The organism is Levilactobacillus cerevisiae, from assembly GCF_003946245.1.
GTDB lineage: Bacteria > Bacillota > Bacilli > Lactobacillales > Lactobacillaceae > Levilactobacillus > Levilactobacillus cerevisiae.
This window is the reverse complement of the sequence record NZ_RHNN01000004.1, coordinates 28,911-49,355: the sequence shown is the minus strand read 5'-3', so window position 1 is coordinate 49,355 and position 20,445 is coordinate 28,911. Positions and strand designations below refer to the sequence as shown.

Sequence of the window (20,445 nt, the reverse complement as noted above, 5' to 3'; positions counted from 1 at the left end):
TTAGATAATTGGCGTCTTTGAGACTCGCATCCCAGAGGCTCAAAGCGAGCTCGAAAACCGCACCTCAGGCTTCAAGTGTCCGCCCCCAGCGTTCCGGCATATTGCCACCGCCTGGCAAGGCGTGGACATCACACAATTACACGCAAAGACACCACCAACACACGGTGAACAACCTGGAGTCCGACCAACCACCATAGCTGGTTAACACCATATCAGCCGATAGGGCGGTGGCAATATGCTCAGCCGGGGGAATTATCTTATCGGTGGGTTCTGCCGATTAGATAATTGGCGCCTTTGAGATTCGCACTCTGAAGCTCAAAGCGAACTCGAAGACCGCACCCCAGGCTTCGAGTGTCCGCCCCCAGCGTTCCGGCATATTGCCACCGCCCGGCAAGGCGCGTGCATCACACAATCAAAAGAACCAAAACAATCGTAGAATTGGAGGAATCAATGTGGCCACCGTAGCGGTTCATTCACTGACATTTACCTATCCCAAACGCACCCGGCCCGTCCTCGATGACCTGACCGTCACTTTTCCCAGTGGCAAATTTTCCCTACTGACCGGCGTGTCCGGTGGCGGGAAATCCACGCTGCTGAAATTAATTGCCGGCCTGACGCCACTACCGACCGCTGGTAACATTACCTTCAACGACCAGCCGCTGGCCCAGATTGCCCCTACGCAACGGGCGGCCACCGTGGCCATGCTGTTCCAGGAACCCAGCACGCAATTTACCATGGACACCGTCACCAACGAGTTGCGTTTTGCCCTGGAAAATCAGTGCGTGGACCCCGCAGAAATTCCTGCGAAGGTCCACGCCGCGCTGGCCTTCATTGGCATCACGGATCTCCAAGACCGCCAGCTCATGCAACTGTCCGGCGGCGAACAACAGAAGGTGGCCTTGGCAATCATCGTGGCGATGGACAGTGATGTCATTTTACTCGACGAGCCCTTCGCCAGCATTGACCCGCCAACGCGCCTGGCACTGCTGGGCAAGCTCATGGCCCTCTGCACCGAGCGCGGAAAAACCATCATCTTGGCCGATCACGACCTTAGCAATTATGATCAGTGGGTGGACCACCTGGCCGTCCTGGATGCTGGTAAGCTTACCCTGCTGTCCCCGGCCGAAACGCAAGCCCGGTTCGCGGCGTTTACACCCGATAAGTTAAAATTAACCCGGGTCACACTGCCGACTGACCAGCCGGTGGTTATGAAAGGCACCCAATTAGCCCTCGGCCACAGTGACCGCCAACTGGTTGCGCCGCAGGATTTGACATTATTTGCCCATCAAGCCACCTTGATCACCGGACCAAACGGCAGTGGCAAATCCACCCTCTTTCGGGCGCTGGTTCGTTTGGGCAAGTACCAAGGCCTGCTCACCTACGATGGCAACGACATTCAGAAGTTACCGCGCAAACAATATGCCCGCTCGGTTGGCCTCATGTTTCAGACGGCCAGTTCCCAATTTCTCAATGTCACCGTTGAAGAGGAACTGGCGCTGTCCCGTAAATTTGGCAACCAGGATTACTTCACGCCTGAGCGCGTCCAGGGCCTGTTGACCCAGCTCAATCTCGCGGACCACACCGACCAAATCATTTACTCGTTAAGTAGTGGTCAGCAAAAGAAGTTACAGCTGTTATGCATGCTGATGATGGCCCCGGCCGTGCTCCTGCTCGACGAACCGTTGAAGGGCCTGGACTTTGCGTCAATTCAAGCGGTCATGCACATTTTAACCACCGCCCAGCACGACCTGCAGCTCACGTTAATCATGATCAGCCACCAGTTGAGCGGCCTGGACGACCTGATTACGCTGCACCTCACGCTCGCCGACCATCATCTCACCTATAAGGGGGCCCAGCCATGAATCCGAGTTTAAAATTAGCGCTCGTGATCCTGATTGCACTCGAGGTCTCCTTCACGCAAGTCTGGACGATTAATGTCGCCCTAATCGTGGTGAGCCTGGTCCTCATGTTGGCCTGCCACGTTAAATTCAAGCGGCTGGCGTGGTTGACGGTGGTCCCGTTGTTCTTCGCCAGCGCGCTGGTCTGGTCCTTAGCGCTTCAAGGTACGACGACCCACCACTTTCTGTTGGTCATCTTCACGCGGATGTTCGTCTACGTTTACATGGGCGGGCTGTTCACCCAGACGACGGACCCCCTGACATTGACCCGGTCACTCGAACAAAATGCCAAGTTGCCGTCTAAATTTGCGTACGGCTTTCTGGCGGCGTTCAACCTGATGCCCAAGATTCAGGCGGAGGTGGCCACTATCAAGGCCGCGGCGTTGATGCGCGGGCAAGTCCTGCACGTCTGGTCGCCACAGTTGTATTTCAAAGTGATTCTCGCCGCCATGAACTGGTCGGACCAATTGGCTGCGGCCATGACGTCCCACGGTTTTGTGGAAGGCGCCCCGCGCACCCACGCTGTCACGGTCGCCATACACCCCAAGGACTGGTGGCTGTTCGGGATCAGCCTAATCCTGGTGCAGGTCGGTTTGTTCGTTGGCCTGCCTTAGTTGGCTCTCTCACCGTTGCCCCGCATTCAATTTGAAAAGGAGTTTCTGCCATGTTTACTGATTTAGCCCACACCGCAACGCAAGCCAGTTGGGACGCGTCTAAGCGCCACCCCTTCATTCAACAGCTTCAGGCCGGGACACTGCCCCGTGAAACGTTCCGTTACTATCTAATTCAGGACCACTATTACCTCCAAGAATTCGGGAAGCTCCACGATTTGGCAGCCGACCAAAGTGACGATCCGCGGGTCATTGACCAGTTGCGGGCGGGTGCCGAACACCTGCGGCAGGGTGAAATTGCGGTCCGCCAAACCTTCTTTGACCGCCTGGACATTACGCCTGAAGAAGTCGCTCAGACGCCGGTTGCCCCCACCGGCTATGCCTATACCAGTCACCTGTACCGGTCGCTGATGACGGCAGGCCCGGCTGGTGCGGTTGCTGGTTTACTGCCGTGTTACTGGCTGTACGCCGAGATTGGTCAGGCGTTGGCTGGTACGGGGTCACCGGTACCCATTTACCAAGCCTGGATTGACACGTACAATGCGGCCGACTATACCGATTCGATGACAGAACAGTTGGCGCTGGCCAATTACGTAGCTACGCCAGACAACACTGATCAGTTGCTCGCTATTTTTGAAAAGAGCAGCTGGTACGAATTACAATTTTGGCAAATGGCTTTGGACCACGAGGACTGGTCGTTGACGCCCGCTACTCGGCGTTCATAAGCATATTCCTGGGACCGGTCGTCAGTGACGGTCTTTTTATTTGCAGTTCGTTAACTAGCCACCGTTAGTCGACTAACTACGCGTCTGTATTTTCAACCCACTAAACCTGCGTTATAATAGAAGTACCGCATAAGAGAAAGCAGGTGGCAGTCTTGAAACGACTGACTTTTTTGGAATTTTTTGGCTACCTGGCATTCGTGCTGGGCATCGCAATTGAACTTTACGCGCTCCTCAGCAACCCGGGAAGCAAGCTCAGCGGCGACAATATGTTTGGTGGCGCCGTGGTGCTGGCTTTAGCAGTCGCCTTTATCCACAGTAAACACCTGCCCTTCAACTTGACCCTGATTGGGCTGAGCACGTTGGGATTTGCTTATTTCACGTTTATCCATACGCAAAATTGGCTCTGGACCATTGTCCTGGGACTGGCCGTGGCGACTTTCTTGATTTACTTCTTTGGGATTCGCAAGGACGTTCGGCGCAATCAGAGCGATTGGTTTCACTTTAACTGATTTGGCAGGCTTGGGATTGGTTGTAAGTTAGTCGATGCTTGTTAGATTGCTGACGAGGTTGTCGGTACTTGGTAAATTGCTGACGAGGTTGTCGAAACTGGTACACCTGCGGCTTCCAGGGAGCTCCGCCTGCTATGGGGTCGGTTCCAGCCTAAGGGCGGGCTTCCACCTCGACTTGAAGCCACGAAAGACCCGTGTCTCCAAGGTCGTCCCACGGGGTAGGTCGGGAAAATACCCCGACCAACGCCGTCGACACAGCCGGCTCCGTCCCTGGCTTCCTCCGGTTCACGTTGTTGGTTAACTTGACATTATCTGAAAAATTTATAAATTCAAAATCAGATGCAGACGCTATCGATCGCCGATGGTTGTCTGCGTCTTTTCTATTTTCGTGATTGGCTTGCGTATCGTTCTTGTGGTGATTGCTATTCAAGCGTTCAGCAATGACAGGTTTTGTTTGCATTATGTTAGACCGTTGGACTGGTCCTTCGCGGAACTATCCCGAGTCTGGCAGCTTCTGAAACGTGCTCCGCGAGCCAGGTTCCTGCGCTTAACCCCGGTTCAGCAATGACCCAAGCCTCTATTTCCTTTTCACAGTATGTTGCTTTAGACCGTTTGACTGGTTCTTCGCGGAACTATCCCGAGTCTGGCAGCCTCTGAAACGCGCTCCGCAGGGCAACTGGTTCCGCTTAACAACGCTAAGCAAAGCCCCCAAGCCCGGGGGCCTTCACTTAGCGCCGTTAATGCTCGCCAGCTAGGCGCCCTGCTCTACGCTCTTAAAAAAGAAAAACAGGCCCGCCCGAAGGCCGACCTGTTTTCCCGCTTGATAAACTACAAGTGACTGTAGTTTTGTAATCACAATGATTACCAAATTTTAAGTTGGAGCAGCCGGATGATCCGGCCCCGGGGCGGATTGATCCGCTTTATTTCACGGCCGCGTGCCAGGCGCGAGTCCGGGAAGTGTTAACGACACCCACGGGACTTGAGCTCTGGTGCGTCGTGGTGCGCTTGCCCATCGTGTACCAAGACAAGCCGCTGATGACAGCTAGGAGAATGACCGCGGTCATTAAGCTCCCGATTACGTGTTTTAAATTCATCCTGCCACCTCACTAGTTATGATACTGAATTATTCTAATAACTAGCTTAAACGTAAAACATTGCAGCAACGTGACAGGCTAGCGTTATTTCCTTAACAATTCCGCAACAGCCCCGTCTTATTGGCTTGCAGGCAAATGTCATATTGGGTATAAGTTTACGCAATTTTTCGTCGGGGGGCAAGCATTATCGAAAAAAACTTTCAGATATCGAGACTAATCCCGCCGATTCTTGAAAACTTTAGTATAATGAACTTAAGCAGTCATTAGGATTATCATTTGGAGGGATTTCTATGAGTCAAGAATTAAACGATTTGGCCGAAGCAATCATCGCCTACCAAAAGAAATACGATAAGACGGACGGGGAAATGGCCTTTGGCTCCCGCATTTCAGTTGAACGGTTTCACGCGATCAAGACTGGCGAACTGCAACCAACCGGTGAGGAGCAGAGCAATCTGAAAGGCTTAATTGCCACCAAACCCCATTAATCTAAATTTTCATCTTCAGAACGATTCGTTCGTTTGCCAACCGTTCCCTACCATCAGTTAAAAATAGACGTTTCAGAAACCCTTTCCCGGCAACTCCGGTAGTTCGCTTCTGAAACGTCTATTTGTTTGGTCTAAAGGTTGAAAACAGCCATATTGAGTAAAAATGCCGGCTTACCGTTCGCCAAATTTAGGCTGGAACGCTGTGGGCAAGAGTGTGGCAGATGGCGGTTAGCTGGTGAGCATTAACGGTGATAACCGAATAATCCTGGGCTTGGATTATTTGGTTATCAGTGTTAAGCGGAGCCAGCTGCCATCTGACACACGTTTCGACAATTTTAGGTTAGAGAGCCAAATCCCACAGCTGAGCCTAAATTTAGCTCACTCACGCCTACATGACCTGTGACCAATTATCGTGGACAAACATTGCCAGATTTAGCGATTGGCCAATTCAATGTCATATTGAAGAACAGTGTTAACCGGAGGATGCCAGAGATATAGTCAGCTGTGTCGACGGTGTTAGCTGGGGACCAGCTTACACCGTGGGACGTGTTTGGAGACTGCCGGATTTGGGCAGGCTTCAAACCGAGCCGGAGGACCGCCCCTCAGGCCGCAGGCGCTCCCCATAGCAGCCGGAATCTCTGGCAGCCGCAGGTGGCAACTTTCATCAATCTAGCTTCAACTGTTAGTTTTAATCCGCTAAAGTCGCCCAAGCCGTGCGGTAGGCCGTAGCGGTCTCTGCGTCAAAGGCCACCAAGCGCACGTGGGTCAGATTGGAGCTGCGTGCCAATTCGGTCGCAATCGTCTGGGTGGCGACTGCCGCAGCCTCTTCTAGCGGGTAACCGTACACGCCCGTGCTGATCGATGGGAAGTCCACTGTCTGACAATCGTGGCTCTCCGCTAAGCGTAAACTGTTGCGATAACAGTTCGCCAGCAGGTCGGCTTCACCCTGTTGGCCACCGTGCCAGACTGGCCCCGGCGTATGAATCACCCAGGTTGCAGGTAGTTTAAACCCCGGCGTGATTTTTGCCTCGCCGGTAGCACACCCATTGAGCGGGACGCAAGCCGCAAATAATTCTGGCCCCGCCGCCCGGTGAATCGCACCGTCCACACCGCCGCCACCCAATAACGTGGTGTTCGCCGCATTCACAATGGCATCGACCTTACTCTCCGTGATGTCACCGAGCATTACCGTAAATTCTGCCATCTAATCACTCCTTTGACCACGGCCAGTGCCACTTTTTCTTCGGCTTCGCTGGCGTCTGACTGTCCCGCGACTTCATGCGTTTCATCCCCTCGCGATACGGGTTAGAATACAACGACGTGAGATTTAATTTCTGACTAGAAGCCGCTGACCTTGGGGCCTGGCGGTAAGGCCGGAGATCCGTCTGGCACTGCGGGCAAACGTCATCGTCCGCCGTCACAGCCGCACCGCAATGCGGACAAAATTTTAATTCGGTCGCCAAGACTGTCCCTCCTATTCGTGATGCCGTTGTTGCTGTTGCCCGGATTGGTTTCGGGCTAAATTCTTTTCCCGCGTGGCCGCTGCCATCTTTGCACCCGCGGCCTTCTTTTGTTCCCGATCAATGGCGCGTTGCTTGGCCGCAGCTTGCTTCTGTTCCTCGGCGAGTTTTCGCTTCTGTTGGCTACGGTAGCTGAAGAAACTCCAAACACCCACTGCCAATAGCGCAACCACGATTTGAATGGGCACCAATACCCAGTTCACGTTCTTCGCAAAGAACCCGTCATAAATCACTAACAAAACGGCCATCGCACCCACGACTGAAATCGTGTCCCGTGCCCAGCGTGGTAAATTTTGCCATTTCATGTTCAAAAACTCCTTATGTATGGGGCTGTGACAACGATCCGCAGCCTGTTTTCATTGCTAAATTTACAGTGATACGTGTTGCTTTATAAATCGCCTTCGACCCGCAGCTGGCGTTCAGTCAGATACGCATCGAGGTAGCCAAATGACAGCTCATCCACGTCATCGACGCGATAAGCCTTGCCAACTTGGTCAATTTCATCTTCACCAACCTCGTGGAAAATGAAGCGTTCGCCGCCAACCTGACTGGGATAACCCGTCTGGCTGTCGCCGTCCTTCAATTTCACGTGGATAATCGTCCGGAATGTTGCCGCCTGACTCAGCCGTTCACGGAATTGATCCACGGTTTCATCAAACAACCGTTCATCATTTAACACGGGTTGAAGCGGTTGTTGCCGCGCCTGGTTCAACAACGAGAAGAGCCGCATCGTTTGCAAGTAGTCGGATTCAATCACAATGGCGTGCAGCTCGCTCAGGCGCATCAGGGTGTAGCCCCCGAATTGACCGGACATGTCAAGCAGACTCATAATGACCGCATCCTGCGTCAGAACGTTAATTTTACCGACGAAAAATAATTCGTGATTGTGTTTGGGTACCAGAGATACCAACGGCTCCTTGCCCACCAACTGTTGCAGGGTGTCCCGAAACTCCTCGGGCGCCGTGATGGCCACCTGATCCACGTGGGACAGCTTCTTCAGATGCGGTGCCGCAATCCCTTGGAGCGTCAACTCCTGGCCCAAAAATTCAATGACTTCAATATCCGCCGGCTTTAACACCATGGCGGGTTGGTCGGAGTAATCAAATTTGTTGATCAGCTGAACGCCCACTTCGTTGCTCGCCACGCTGGTGACCAGGCCTTCATAAAAATGTTCATCGTTTTTCAGTACCAGCATAACGACTAAGTGGTCGACCCACGCGTGGCTCAAGACTTGCCGCCGCAAATCACGGTGGTCATCAAAGTCCATCGTCAGGCCGTCCGCTTGCACGAACCGTTCTTCCTGGGCCGTTTTGATTCGAAAAGCCATATTATCTAAATCATCACTCGAAAATTCAACTTCATCAATGACGTTGAGTGCCAGAAAGACTGCACCGTCAGGCAACCCAAAATCATCGTAGGTTGCTAGAATAATACCGGTCTCGCCGACTGTCGTCACGTAGCCGGTGTACACGACCTCCTGGTTGGTTTGATAAACATTTACCAACATGCGCTGGGCCAATGCCCGGTTTAAATCATTCACAATCGAATTCACATGACGACCCCCTTTATCTAATTATACCCGCAACGTCACTGAAAAACGGCGGCAAATCCTCAAAATAACTGGACCGTCATTTATCCGCGCCGCAAGTACTTATTTGAAAATCTTACCATATATCACCTAAAATAGCCCGTCAGTTAACTGGCGAAACTTTACGAAACGGCGGTGCTTAAGAATTGGGCGAGCGCATCTCCCTGCAGGCCAGCGCTAAGCCCGACTAACAACTTGATCCGCGCCTTTTGACCGTTCAGGCCTTGGCACAGCATGAGACCCATCTTGCGTAGTCCAATGCCACCACCCTCGTAATCGTAAATGTCCTCGGCGACGCCATTATAACACCGCGACACCAGAACTAAAGGAATGTGCCGGTCTAAGAGACGCTGCACAGCTGCCAACGTTTGTGGCGGAAGATTACCGGCCCCTAAGCCTTCAATTACCAATCCGGCCGTCTGATCATTATCTAAGAAATCAAACAGGCTGCCGTCCATCCCCGCATAGGCCTTCAACAGGTAAACGTGGTCGATGACGTGATCGATGTTGCAGGTATCTTGACTAATTAATTTCTGAAAATAAACGGCGTGGTCCTTGGCGACGATACCAATCGGCCCAAACGTTGGCGTCCGGAAGGTGGCAACGTTGGTGGTGTGGGTCTTGGTCACGTAGCGCGCCGTGTGAATCTCATCATTCATGACGACCATCACCCCATTACCGCGTGAGGCATCGTCTGCGGCCACTTCAATGGCTGACTGAAAGTTGTACAGGCCATCCGACCCAACTTCATTAGAAGACCGCATAGCCCCCGTCACGACAACGGGAATTGTGCTAGGCAGGGTCAGATCGAGGAAGTACGCTGTTTCTTCCAGTGTGTCGGTACCGTGGGTAATGACCACGCCGTCGATACCGTCCTTTTCCGCCTGATCGATGCGTTCCTTGATTTGTAGCATCTGGACCGGCGTCATGTGTGGTGATGGCAGGTTAAACAGCTCGTCCGTGTGTAATTCGACCCGGCCAGCTAGGATAGTCTCCTGTTGAGCAATCGGGTTCTGGGCGTTAGGAACGACCTCACCCTGTTCATTTTGGGACATGGAAATGGTTCCACCCGTATGGATGGCTAAAATCTTCTTCACAACCGTCAACTTCTTTCGTTTAAACTTTGAGAGTGGGACAAAAACCCAGACTCGCGTTGTATCTCTGATGCTATATTGTTGAAACGTGCGGCAAAAGGCAGCGGGCTCCGCTTAAACCTGATAGCCAAATAATCCAAACCCGGGATTATCCGGCTATCAGCCTTAATGCTCACCAGCTAACCGCCTTTTGTCCCACTCTTGTTCTTCAACCAAGTAGGCGTTTCACGCGAAGCGGCTGGTCCGTGTCAACTGGATTCCCGCTCCCGGAAAGATTCGCTATCCACATTGTACCGTACTTGCGGTAAAATTAAGTTAGAATTCAGAGAGGATGTTAACAATGTCCAAAAAAGATGAAGAAAACGGCACCATTCCTGGCGTTCACGTCCATCCTAAGAAATACAGTTCATCCGGCGGCCTGGCTGACTGGGGTCCCCTGCTGGAATGGGCAGGCGGTTTATTTAAGGCTTTATGGAAGCAGATTCAGCGACTCTGGTCAAAACAAAAAAAATGATAACCGGTATTGTTATTTTCATTTTTCCGTGGTAAAGTAAATGACATTCCATTAAAAAAATAAAGTGATTGCCTATATAATGCCAAGATAAGGTTGGCGAGTTTCTACCCAGAGCCGTAAACTCTGGACTATAAGCAAATTGAGGACGAAACTCTTTTTGCCGATGAAAAGAGTTCGTCGGCAGAGTTTTCATTAGCCCCCTTTTTGCAAAGGGAGCTTTTTTGTTTTCAACATTATCTTGGCGGCGTATGGACATCACGAGAAGGAGGAAACTTTCTTGCAGTCCACTAAGTCCGCAACACCCGTTTCGTCATCAGATCAAGGCCAGTCACTTCCCATGTGGCGAGCGGCCATTCTCGGTTTCCAGCATTTATTAGCCATGTATTCCGGTGACGTCATCGTTCCCTTACTGATTGGGGGCGCGCTTCATTTTAACGCCATGCAAATGGCCTATTTAATCAGTGCGGATATCTTCATGTGTGGGGTTGCAACCCTTCTACAGCTCAAACGGACCCCCTTGACCGGGATCGGTTTACCCGTCGTTCTCGGTTGTGCGGTTCAAGCCGTCACGCCCCTGAGCGCCATTGGTAACCAGTACGGGGTCGGCGTCATGTACGGCGCCATCATCAGTGCCGGAATCTTCGTCTTTCTCAGCGCCGGGTGGTTTTCTAAAATTAAGAATTTCTTCCCGCCCGTTGTGACCGGTTCGCTCATCACCATCATCGGCTTCACGCTGATTCCGGTCGGCTTTCAAGACCTGGGTGGCGGGGATGCCACGGCGAAGAACTTCGGTGATCCCAAAATGTTACTGGTTGGGTTTCTGACAATGGGCATCATCTTAGGCCTAAACGCCTTTGCCAAGGGTTTCCTGAAGTCCTTAGCCATTTTAGCAGGGATTCTGATTGGCACGTTCATCGCCGGCGCCATGGGGATGGTTTCCTTAAAGGCCGTGGGCCAGGCTAGCTGGTTCCACCTGCCGCAATTCTTCTACTTTGGCACGCCCAAGTTTGAATGGTCGTCCATTCTCACCATGATTCTGGTCTCCCTGACCACGATGGTGGAATCGACTGGGGTCTTCTTCGCGCTAGGTGACATCACCGGCAAGAAGATTGGCGAAAAGGATTTGAAGCGTGGCTACCGGGCTGAAGGCATCGCCGTTATCCTGGGTGGACTCTTCAACACCTTCCCTTACTCAACCTTCTCCGAAAACGTCGGAGTCGTGCAACTCTCCGGCGTCAAGACGCGCAAGCCACTCTACTTCTCGGCTGCCTTCTTAATGTTGCTGGGTCTCTTACCGAAAATTGGGGCATTGGCCACGGTCATCCCCGATGCCGTCTTGGGCGGTGCCATGATTGTGATGTTTGGTATGGTTGGGGTCCAAGGCATCCGGATGCTCCAACAGGTCGATTTCCAAGATAACAACAACCTGTTAGTCTCCGCTATCTCGATTGGGCTGGGCTTAGGCGTCACCGTCTACCCACAGATTTTCCAAGCCCTCCCCCAGTCACTGCAAATCGTGATGAACAACGGGGTCGTCATTGGTAGCTTCTCCGCCGTGTTCCTCAACATCATCTTCAACATGCGGCCAAGCCGTACCGTTGCCCCGGCTCAAGCGCAGGTCAACAGCGACGCCCAGCCACAAGATAAAAACTAAAAATTATGTTGAAACGACTAACCGGGTCCTTTGCCCTGGTTGGTCGTTTTTTTGCGTGGACCATCCCTGAACTAATGCTGGTTTGACGGACAATCCTTACCTGCATCAATATAATTAATATTATACTATATTCATGTGGGTAATTACTTTCCTCTATGCCCGTTCCATGTTAAGCTGTGATTACGTCATTTCCTAAACGAGTAGATCTAAGTTGGTCGGCCATCATGTGACAACAACCTTACAAAGTGGACAGACGCCTTTAGTTTTCCACCACGGTCTGCGTATAATGAGAGTTAGCGATTGAAAGTCCAGCTAACACAGAGAATCAATCCACAAAAAATACTGACTGATTCCCACCTGCGGCTGCCAGAGATTCCAGCTGCTGTGGGGAACGCCTGCGGCCTGTGGGGCGGTCCTTCGGCTCGGTTTGAAGCCTGTCCAAAACCGACAGTCTCCAAACACGTCCCACGGTGTAAGCTGATTCTCAGCTTACACCGTCGACACAGCTGCCTCCATCTCTGTCCGCCTTCGGTTATGATTGTTCTTCAACATGACATTGAGATGACAATCGCTGGACCGGCAACATTCGTCTCCCACAATTGGACACTGTCTATGTAGGTGGCCAAGATTTAGGCTCAGCCGTGGGATTTTCCATGTTATCGTCTTGGAAAATGGCGACTTTAAAACGCGTACTTGGCGGTTCAAAGCGAGCTGGCAGACCGTTTCTCAGGCTGCCAGCGTGTCCTGCCCACAGCGTTCCAGCCTAAATTTGGCGAACGGTAAGCCGGCAGGGGCAGACAACGTTGCCAATTTTTAATTTTTCTAATGCATTATGACTAGTACCAAAACCTTAATTCGATAGGAGTTTGACCATGCTAAGTATTCAGCATATCAGCAAGGAATTTGGCCCAGTTAAAGCCCTCAACGATGTCAGCTTTGACGTCCCCGATGGCCAGATACTGGGACTGATCGGCCAAAACGGTGCCGGTAAGTCGACCACTTTCCACAGTATTTTAAATTTTATTGACTACAGCGGTAGCATCCAGTGGCAGGGACACACCCTGTCCGCCGAAGACTTCAACCACATTGGCTACCTGCCAGAAGAACGAAGCCTGATGACGAAGCTGACAATTGAACAGCAGATTGTCTATCTCGCCCGCCTAAAAGGTCAACCGGCTAAGGTTATTCGACCGCAAATTGATGATTGGCTAGAACGTTTTGCTGTCAAAGGTACCCGGAAGAGCAAAATCAACGACTTGTCTAAGGGAAACCAGCAGAAGGTCCAGTTAATTTGCACCCTGATTCACCAGCCAGATCTCTTAATATTGGACGAACCCTTCAGTGGGCTGGACCCCGTCAACGCCGACCTGTTGAAGCAAGCCATCGTGGCTGCCAAGGAACGGGGTGCCGCCATCATCTTCTCCAGCCATGACATGGAACACGTCACGGCTGTCTGTGACCAGTTGGTCATGCTTCGCAAGGGTAACGTTGCCCTTCACGGTTCCTTAGATGATGTCCGCGAACAATTTGGCAAGACGGAACTCTTTGTCACGACTGATTGGCCCGCGGAACAGTTGCGGGCATTGCCTGGTGTGGGTAGCGTGACGAAACGTCATGGTAACCGCTACGTCTTGCATCTCACGGACGCTGCGGCTGGCCCTAATATTTTTGATGCGCTCACACAAGGGCATTACATTGAAGAATTCAGTCAACAGCCGCCGACCCTGGATGAAATTTTCCGTTTGAAAGTGGGTGAGGACCATGTCTAAAACCTGGGTCGTCACATTTGAAACGTACCTGCGGCAGATTAAATCCTGGAGCTTTCTGTTTATGATTCTGGGCCCCTTCGTCATGATTGCCTTAACCGTGGGAATCAGTTACATCAGTGCCAACAGCAGTCGCAGTAGTCAGCAGGTCGCCATCATTAGCGATTCAAAGGTCCTGCGTCAGAGCTACCTGCAACAGCATCAAGACGGCATCAACACCAAGATCACCACGACTAGCGCCGCAAAGAAGGCCCTCAAGGCCAACCATCTAGCCGGCTATCTGACTATCAGTACCAGTAATCAACAATTACGCGCCGACTATCACAGCAGCAAGGTCATGGGCAACGGCCTCAAGGCGCAGGTACAAAATTTCCTAAACCAGGTTCAGACCGGGCGCAACTATCAGGAAGCCAAGCTCAGCGCCAAGCAAAAACAAGCCCTGGCCCAGACGCCAATCCTCAAACAGCACGTCGCCACCAAGGATGGCGCTACCAATCTCGCCAAAATTATTTCCTTCTGGATCCTGATTACCATGATTTACATCATCCTGATTACGTACTCCTCCATCACGGCTCAAGAGATTGCGTCGGATAAGGGCACGAAGATCATGGAAATCATCTTCTCGAGTACCACGGCCACCAGCTACTTTGTCGGCAAGATTCTCGGCATTCTGCTGGTCATTGTCACTCAGATTGCAATTTATCTACTGGGTGGTTGGGCCGGCTACGGGCTGGCCATGCACAACGCCGGCATCAAGCGACTAGTCACAGCCAATCAGTCGCTGGTCGACAGCGTTATTCATAACATCGTCAACTTAAATCTGTTGTACGTGCTGCTGGGTGTGATTATCTACACGATTTTGGCCGCCTACAGTGGTGCGCTGGTCTCGAAGGCCGAGGATGCCTCCAAGGCTGCCCAACCCGTGGTCATGCTGGGGATGTTAGGGTTCTTCGCTGCCTTTCCGTTCCAGAATAATTTGGACGCCTTGGCCGTTAAAATTCTGTCGTACGTACCCTTCTTCTCATCCTATTTCATGCCGATGCGGGTCATCAACGGGACTGTCAGTCTGGGCGAACAGCTGGCCTCACTCGTGGTCTTACTGGCCACCATTGCCCTCTTCGCCCTGTACATCGGCCGCCAGTATCAGCGGTTGATGCTCCAAACGGATAGTGAAAATATGTGGCAACATTTGATTCACAGCTTCAAGCACTAAAGACAAAATCCATTTACGCATTCACATTTCACGGTAACGTGCTATAATTGAAAACGTAAGTGGTATGGGCCCTTAGCTCAGCTGGGAGAGCGCCTGCTTCGCATGTAGGAGGTCGTCGGTTCAAATCCGGTAGGGTCCATTGGAAAAGACATTAATTGGAGCAAGCTTGAAACAATCGTTGTTTGCTCTTTTTTTGTCGTCCAAAATTGATGATATTTTGACACAAATCATCATCTAGTTGCAGCAAGTTCATATGCTGCATTTTGGAAATTCTCACCATTGGAAATACCTTAACGGCTGAACCATCAGTATTCACACTCTCAAATGTTTTCTGGTATCAAGGAACAGATGTGAAAGTTATCCACAGGTTGCAGACGAAAACTGGTCGAATTCGACCAGTTTAAAATGAAATCAGAAAGAATTGAAGCATGCTTACTCACCAAAAGCCCTGGCCAGTCGTAGCTAGTCAAGGCTTTTTGTTTATTTACAGCTCTAAACAGGTGGGTCAGGTTGCCTAAGACTCTCTGTGCCGTCTACGACCTAACCCGCCCGCAAAAATGGCGACCAGAATGCCCACAACCAATGGTGCTAGAAAGAATTGGAACATGTTACTCACCTCCCCACTGTTGCAAGTGTGGGTTAGGCAACAACATTTCCGATTATCCCGGAAGTTCAGCGGGTTTACAACACACAATTGTCATAAAGCAGACTATTTTCAAAATTAATTTTCATATTGTGAAAATAGTTATGAAAATCACCGCCATTAAGTGTATGATGAAAATACTGCTGTTTTCACAAGCCGCTACCAGTGGTCGGTTACGGGTTGAAAACGGTCGTCGCCTATCTTACATTAGTGGAGTTGAAACCATGCACGATTCATTAATCATTCGGTGCGTTGCCGAATTTATTGGGACAGCCATCATGGTGGCCCTGGGTAACGGTTCCGTTGCCAACGTTGAGCTCAAAGGAACCAAGGGTTATCACGGTAGCTGGCTGTTAATTGGCTGGGGCTACGGTGTTGGTGTCATGATCCCCGCCCTCATGTTTGGAACCATTTCCGGTGCCCAAATTAATCCTGCCATGACGATTGCCGCCGCAGTCGTTGGCAATTTCCCCTGGCAGGACGTTGTACCTTACATAGTGGCCCAGTTACTGGGTGCCATCATCGGTCAATTGGCCGTGGTTCTGGCCTACAAGCCGTACTACGAACAAACGACGGATACCACCGCCATTCTGGGAACGTTCTCCACAATTGATGCCGCCGATAGCAAATTGAACGGTTTCATCAACGAGTTCCTGGGAACTTTTCTGCTGGTCCTGGGTGCCGTCGCCATGACTTCTGACAAAATTGACCCCCGCGCTGACTTCATTGGCTTGGGCTTTCTGGTCATGTGTTTAGTCGTGTCACTGGGTGGTCCCACCGGTCCAGCGTTGAACCCTGCCAGAGACATTGGTCCCCGCTTACTCCATGCCATCTGGCCGTTTCCACATAAGGGGAGCTCTCAGTTTGACTACAGTTGGGTGCCCATCGTCGCCCCAATCGCGGGTGCCATCTGCGCGACCGTTCTGTGGAAAGTCGTCTTCAGTTAATTTTTAAGTTAGCAAAGCCATGTTCGCCAATCCGCGCTGAACATGGCTTTTTTCGACTCAATTTCACAAATTGCCCATGGCCACGACGCTCCTGGACCGCCGCTGTGTCTTACCAAGAAGCAACGGGCATCGCCCACCAGCAAGGCCGCGCCACTGCGCATCATTTAAGCGACTTTCAACCGGCTTACTGTCCAGCCGGACCAACGTTCTTTTTCATTAGTAATTGCGGCCCTCAACCATTCAACCTGCCGTCATCTTTTTTATTCCTTTTTCCCGCTAAACCCGCTATAATCAATGAAGCTGCAACAATTGCATCCCCGACGCTATCCCTGACCAGCCACGCAAAATTCGGGTCGGATACCGTCATTCCCTATTTATTATCCAAAGGAGGCAGCCTAATGACGCAACCCATCATTACACTACACCACGTCACCAAACGTTACGGCGACGCGACCATTTTAAAAAACATTAACCTCACCCTAGAATCCGGCAAATTTTATACCCTGCTGGGTCCGTCCGGCTGCGGCAAGACCACGATTCTGAGAACGATTGCCGGCTTTACCGACGTGAGTACTGGCGACGTCCTGTTCGCTGGCAAACGGATCAACGACGTCCCCGCTAATAAACGGAACGTTAACACCGTCTTCCAAGACTACGCGCTCTTCCCCCATATGACCGTGGCGGAAAATGTGGCCTTCGGGTTGACGCTCAAAAAATTACCTAAAAAAGAAATTGCCAAACGCGTGACCCAGGCCCTACAACTCGTCCAACTGGCCGATTACGGCGACCGCGAAATCAGTGCGCTCTCCGGTGGCCAACAACAGCGCATCGCCATTGCTCGGGCCATCGTGATGGAACCCCAAGTCTTGTTATTGGACGAACCCTTGTCCGCCCTCGACGCTAAGCTCCGCCGGCAAATGCAGGCCGAGTTACGGGATCTGCAGCAGCGACTGGGGATTACCTTCTTATTTGTGACCCACGACCAGGAAGAAGCCCTGGCCATGAGTGACGAAATTTTTGTCATGAATCAAGGCGAGGTGTTGCAAAGTGGCTCGCCCGTGGACATTTATGATGAACCCATTAACCACTTTGTCGCAGATTTTATAGGCGAAAGTAACATCTTACCGGGTAAAATGATTGCCGACTTCGAGGTGGCCTTTGGCGGTCATCAATTTGAATGTGCCGACGCCGGCATCCCGGTCAACGAGCCCGTTGAAATCGTCATTCGCCCGGAAGATCTGACGCTGACTGATTTGGCGCAGGCCAAATTGACCGTCACCATCGACGCTCAACTTTTCCGGGGCGACTACTACGAAATTACTGCGACCGACAACCTGGGCAATCATTGGCTGATTCACTCGGTCAACCCTACTGAAGACGGCGAACGCGTCGGGATTACTTTCCGCCCGCAAGACCTCCACGTCATGCGCTTTGGGGAAAAGGAAGCCGAGTTCGACGCCCGCCTCGAAACCTACGAAACGGAGGACGATGGCCATGACGAAGCGTAAAACGTGGCTGTACGCCATCCCCTATGGCCTGTGGTTGGCCCTCTTCGTCATTGCGCCCGTCGCCTTGATCATTTACCAATCCTTTTTCGACCTCAGCCATCACCTGACCATCAGCAATTACACCACTTATTTTCAATCAGCTACCTATTTAAAAATGACGCTGAACTCCGTGTGGGTCGCCTTCCTGATTACGCTATTCACCATCCTAATCAGCTACCCCACGGCCTACTTTTTACATCACCTCAAGCACCGCCAGTTCTGGCTGTTGCTGGTGATTCTGCCCACTTGGATCAATATTTTACTCAAGGCCTACGCCTTCATCGGCATCTTCAGTCAGGCCGGCCTTGCCAATCAATTTCTGACGTTCATTGGCATCGGCCCGCAACAGATTCTCTTCACCACCGCCAGTTTCATCTTTGTGGCGACTTACATTCAGATTCCCTTTATGATCCTGCCCATCTTCAACGCGCTCGATGATCTCAATCCGGCCTTCATTAACGCCAGTAAGGACCTGGGCGCCAGCGGGTGGCAAACGTTTCACCACATCATCTTCCCCTTGACACTCCCCGGCGTCAAGGCCGGCATTCAGGCCGTCTTCATCCCCTCGCTATCCCTTTTCATGTTGACCCGCTTGATTGGCGGCAACAAAGTCATCACGCTGGGAACGGCGATTGAGGAACATTTCTTAACCACCATGAACTGGGGCATGGGCTCCACGATTGGCGTCATTCTGATTGTTGCCATGATTATCGTGATGACCCTGACCGGTGACCAACAGTCGAAGGGAGGGACGCCCCGATGAAACGTCACTTGGCCCATACTTATTTGATTCTAGTTTTCGTGATTCTGTACGCGCCCATTCTATTTTTAATCGTCTACTCCTTCAGCCAGGGCGACACCATGACCAACTATCACGGTTTCACCTGGCGCCACTACCAAACGCTGTTCACCGACGCCCGCATGCTGGCTATCGTGGCCAACACACTGTTAGTCGCGCTTCTGTCCTCACTAATTGCCACCATCATCGGTACGCTGGGCGCTCTCAGCATCAATCGGACGACAAAACGGGTGACGCGTGAATCCCTCCTGACCCTCAACAACGTTTTGATGGTGTCCCCGGACGTGATTATCGGGGCCAGCTTTCTGATTTTCTTCACGATGCTCAAGATTCCCTTGGGATTTGGTTCCGTGCTGATGAGTCATATCGCGTTTGAGATTCCGATTGTGGTTCTCATGGTGCTACCCCGCCTGCGTGAAATGTCGGCGGCCATGCTCGACGCCGCGGAGGACTTGGGCGCCACCACGCGGCAACTCCTATCACGCGTCATTTTGCCGTTTATCTCGCCCGGTATCTTCGCCGGTTTTTTCATGGCGTTGACCTACTCGCTAGACGACTTTGCCGTAACCTTCTTCGTCACTGGCAACGGCTTCTCCACCCTCTCCGTGGAAATTTATTCGCGCGCCCGGCAAGGCATTAATTTGGAAATCAACGCCCTCTCCGGTGTCATGTTCCTGTTCTCGCTCTTGCTGGTCGGCGGCTACTACTGGATCCAACAGGCCAGTCAAAAACGGAAACACCGGCGACGGGAGGTGGCCTCATGAAACGTCTCGTCTCATTGGTCGTCGCGCTATTGGCCATCTGTGGTCTCCTAGCTTACACGAGTCACCAGCTGGAGCGCACCAGTGGCAGTACCGGCGCCAAGGTACTGAACCTCTACAATTGGGGGGACTACATTGATCCCAGCCTGATCACGAAATTTCAAAAGGAAACCGGTTATCACGTTAACGTCGAGACTTTCGACAGCAACGAGGCCATGTACACCAAGATCAACCAAGGCGGCACCCACTACGATCTGGCGGTGCCCAGTGAATACATGGTGGCGAAAATGAAACGTGCCCATCTCCTGAAGCCGCTGGACAAACGCCGGCTAACGGGTTGGCAAAATTTCGATTCCCAGTTTTTAAACCAGTCGTTTGACCGCGGCAACCGCTATTCCATGCCGTATTTCTGGGGAACGCTGGGCATCGTTTACAATGATAAATTCGTCAAGGCCAGTCAAGTTCAGCATTGGCAGGACTTGTGGTCGCCGCAGTTTCGCGACAAAATCATGTTAATTGATTCGGCCCGCGATATCATGGGGATGTCCCTGGTAACACTGAACAAGTCCATGAATACCACGAACCCCGCGACGTTACTGGCGGCTGAACGCAAGCTGAACCAATTGGCACCAAACGTCAAGGCCATTGTGGCCGACGAAATCAAAATGTACATGACGCAAAACGAGGCGCCGCTGGCCGTAGACTGGTCAGGTGAGGCGGCAGAAATGCTGGCCAATAACCCGCATCTCCATTACGTGGTCCCGAGTGAAGGCAGTAACTTGTGGATTGACAACCTAGTCATTCCCAAGACGGCCCAACATACCGACGCCATCTATGCCTTCCTCAACTTCATGAGCCGGCCGGAAAATGCCGCTCAAAATGCCGAATACATTGGCTACGCCACACCAAACCGTCAAGCAAAGGCCTTGCTCCCAAAGGCCATCCGCAACGACCGGCAATTCTACCCGACCCAAACCACGATTAAGCATTTGCAGGTTTACCAGGATCTATCGCCAGCAAAGGTGGCTTTGTATAACGACCGCTACTTGGAATTTAAGATGCACCACTAGTGAAATT

20 protein-coding genes, 1 tRNA gene and 1 riboswitch are annotated in these 20,445 nt (G+C 51.8%); of the genes, 15 read left to right on the top strand and 6 right to left on the bottom strand.

The window, feature by feature from the left end; genetic code table 11:
• Nucleotides 1–452: 452 nt before the first annotated feature.
• From EKM99_RS02435 to EKM99_RS02420, 4 genes are all read left to right on the top strand, one after another.
• Nucleotides 453–1,862 carry an ABC transporter ATP-binding protein gene (locus tag EKM99_RS02435; protein WP_125580581.1) on the top strand — a complete coding sequence of 470 codons (1,410 nt, stop codon included), beginning with the start codon at nt 453–455 and terminating at the stop codon, nt 1,860–1,862.
• Complete coding sequence (locus EKM99_RS02430; protein ID WP_125580579.1) at nt 1,859–2,512, top strand: energy-coupling factor transporter transmembrane component T family protein; 654 nt, start codon at nt 1,859–1,861, stop codon at nt 2,510–2,512. Before EKM99_RS02435 ends, EKM99_RS02430 begins: the two co-directional genes overlap by 4 nt.
• A gap of 50 nt (nt 2,513–2,562) precedes the next feature.
• Nucleotides 2,563–3,234, top strand: a complete 672-nt coding sequence (tenA, locus tag EKM99_RS02425; RefSeq protein WP_125580577.1) for a thiaminase II — start codon at nt 2,563–2,565, stop codon at nt 3,232–3,234.
• 143 nt (nt 3,235–3,377) lie between these two features.
• Nucleotides 3,378–3,743 carry a hypothetical protein gene (locus tag EKM99_RS02420; RefSeq protein WP_125580575.1) on the top strand — a complete coding sequence of 122 codons (366 nt, stop codon included), beginning with the start codon at nt 3,378–3,380 and terminating at the stop codon, nt 3,741–3,743.
• Nucleotides 3,744–4,663: 920 nt separating this feature from the next.
• Here EKM99_RS02420 and EKM99_RS15720 read toward each other — a convergent pair.
• Nucleotides 4,664–4,837: a hypothetical protein gene (locus EKM99_RS15720; RefSeq protein WP_164511492.1), complete on the bottom strand. Its 174-nt coding sequence runs from the start codon at nt 4,835–4,837 to the stop codon at nt 4,664–4,666.
• 290 nt (nt 4,838–5,127) lie between these two features.
• On the opposite strand from EKM99_RS15720, the gene EKM99_RS02415 reads away from it, so the two are divergent.
• Entirely contained in the window at nt 5,128–5,322 is a 195-nt protein-coding gene (locus tag EKM99_RS02415; protein WP_125580573.1) for an LBP_cg2779 family protein, read from the top strand.
• A gap of 688 nt (nt 5,323–6,010) precedes the next feature.
• Here EKM99_RS02415 and EKM99_RS02410 read toward each other — a convergent pair.
• From EKM99_RS02410 to EKM99_RS02390, 5 genes are all read right to left on the bottom strand, one after another.
• Nucleotides 6,011–6,526 (bottom strand): O-acetyl-ADP-ribose deacetylase, encoded by a 516-nt coding sequence (locus tag EKM99_RS02410; protein WP_125580571.1) that lies wholly within the window; start codon nt 6,524–6,526, stop codon nt 6,011–6,013.
• A 4-nt stretch (nt 6,527–6,530) separates the two neighbouring features.
• Complete coding sequence (locus EKM99_RS02405; RefSeq protein ID WP_164511491.1) at nt 6,531–6,785, bottom strand: zinc ribbon domain-containing protein; 255 nt, start codon at nt 6,783–6,785, stop codon at nt 6,531–6,533.
• An 11-nt stretch (nt 6,786–6,796) separates the two neighbouring features.
• Nucleotides 6,797–7,147, bottom strand: a complete 351-nt coding sequence (locus EKM99_RS02400) for a hypothetical protein (RefSeq protein WP_125580567.1) — start codon at nt 7,145–7,147, stop codon at nt 6,797–6,799.
• A gap of 83 nt (nt 7,148–7,230) precedes the next feature.
• Nucleotides 7,231–8,394, bottom strand: a complete 1,164-nt coding sequence (locus EKM99_RS02395; protein ID WP_125580565.1) for a hypothetical protein — start codon at nt 8,392–8,394, stop codon at nt 7,231–7,233.
• Between the two features lie 158 nt (nt 8,395–8,552).
• Nucleotides 8,553–9,536 (bottom strand): asparaginase, encoded by a 984-nt coding sequence (locus EKM99_RS02390; RefSeq protein WP_318531056.1) that lies wholly within the window; start codon nt 9,534–9,536, stop codon nt 8,553–8,555.
• Nucleotides 9,537–9,864: 328 nt separating this feature from the next.
• On the opposite strand from EKM99_RS02390, the gene EKM99_RS15715 reads away from it, so the two are divergent.
• The 10 genes from EKM99_RS15715 to EKM99_RS02345 all read left to right on the top strand — a co-directional run bounded on the left by EKM99_RS15715 (nt 9,865) and on the right by EKM99_RS02345 (nt 20,438).
• Nucleotides 9,865–10,038: a hypothetical protein gene (locus tag EKM99_RS15715; protein WP_164511490.1), complete on the top strand. Its 174-nt coding sequence runs from the start codon at nt 9,865–9,867 to the stop codon at nt 10,036–10,038.
• Between the two features lie 52 nt (nt 10,039–10,090).
• Nucleotides 10,091–10,189: riboswitch (purine riboswitch) on the top strand.
• A gap of 186 nt (nt 10,190–10,375) precedes the next feature.
• Complete coding sequence (locus tag EKM99_RS02385) at nt 10,376–11,692, top strand: nucleobase:cation symporter-2 family protein (RefSeq protein ID WP_125580745.1); 1,317 nt, start codon at nt 10,376–10,378, stop codon at nt 11,690–11,692.
• 872 nt (nt 11,693–12,564) lie between these two features.
• Nucleotides 12,565–13,461 carry an ABC transporter ATP-binding protein gene (locus EKM99_RS02380; RefSeq protein WP_125580561.1) on the top strand — a complete coding sequence of 299 codons (897 nt, stop codon included), beginning with the start codon at nt 12,565–12,567 and terminating at the stop codon, nt 13,459–13,461.
• On the top strand, nt 13,454–14,671 hold the full coding sequence (locus EKM99_RS02375) for an ABC transporter permease (RefSeq protein WP_125580559.1): 1,218 nt from the start codon (nt 13,454–13,456) through the stop codon (nt 14,669–14,671). Before EKM99_RS02380 ends, EKM99_RS02375 begins: the two co-directional genes overlap by 8 nt.
• A gap of 66 nt (nt 14,672–14,737) precedes the next feature.
• Nucleotides 14,738–14,810 (top strand) — tRNA-Ala (locus tag EKM99_RS02370).
• Nucleotides 14,811–15,538: 728 nt separating this feature from the next.
• Nucleotides 15,539–16,261 carry an MIP/aquaporin family protein gene (locus EKM99_RS02365; protein WP_125580743.1) on the top strand — a complete coding sequence of 241 codons (723 nt, stop codon included), beginning with the start codon at nt 15,539–15,541 and terminating at the stop codon, nt 16,259–16,261.
• Between the two features lie 398 nt (nt 16,262–16,659).
• Nucleotides 16,660–17,769, top strand: coding sequence for an ABC transporter ATP-binding protein (locus EKM99_RS02360; protein WP_125580557.1), 1,110 nt, complete (start codon nt 16,660–16,662; stop codon nt 17,767–17,769).
• On the top strand, nt 17,756–18,571 hold the full coding sequence (locus tag EKM99_RS02355; protein WP_164511489.1) for an ABC transporter permease: 816 nt from the start codon (nt 17,756–17,758) through the stop codon (nt 18,569–18,571). Before EKM99_RS02360 ends, EKM99_RS02355 begins: the two co-directional genes overlap by 14 nt.
• Nucleotides 18,568–19,371 (top strand): ABC transporter permease, encoded by an 804-nt coding sequence (locus EKM99_RS02350; protein WP_125580553.1) that lies wholly within the window; start codon nt 18,568–18,570, stop codon nt 19,369–19,371. Before EKM99_RS02355 ends, EKM99_RS02350 begins: the two co-directional genes overlap by 4 nt.
• Nucleotides 19,368–20,438 carry an ABC transporter substrate-binding protein gene (locus EKM99_RS02345; RefSeq protein ID WP_125580551.1) on the top strand — a complete coding sequence of 357 codons (1,071 nt, stop codon included), beginning with the start codon at nt 19,368–19,370 and terminating at the stop codon, nt 20,436–20,438. Before EKM99_RS02350 ends, EKM99_RS02345 begins: the two co-directional genes overlap by 4 nt.
• Nucleotides 20,439–20,445: the final 7 nt, after the last annotated feature.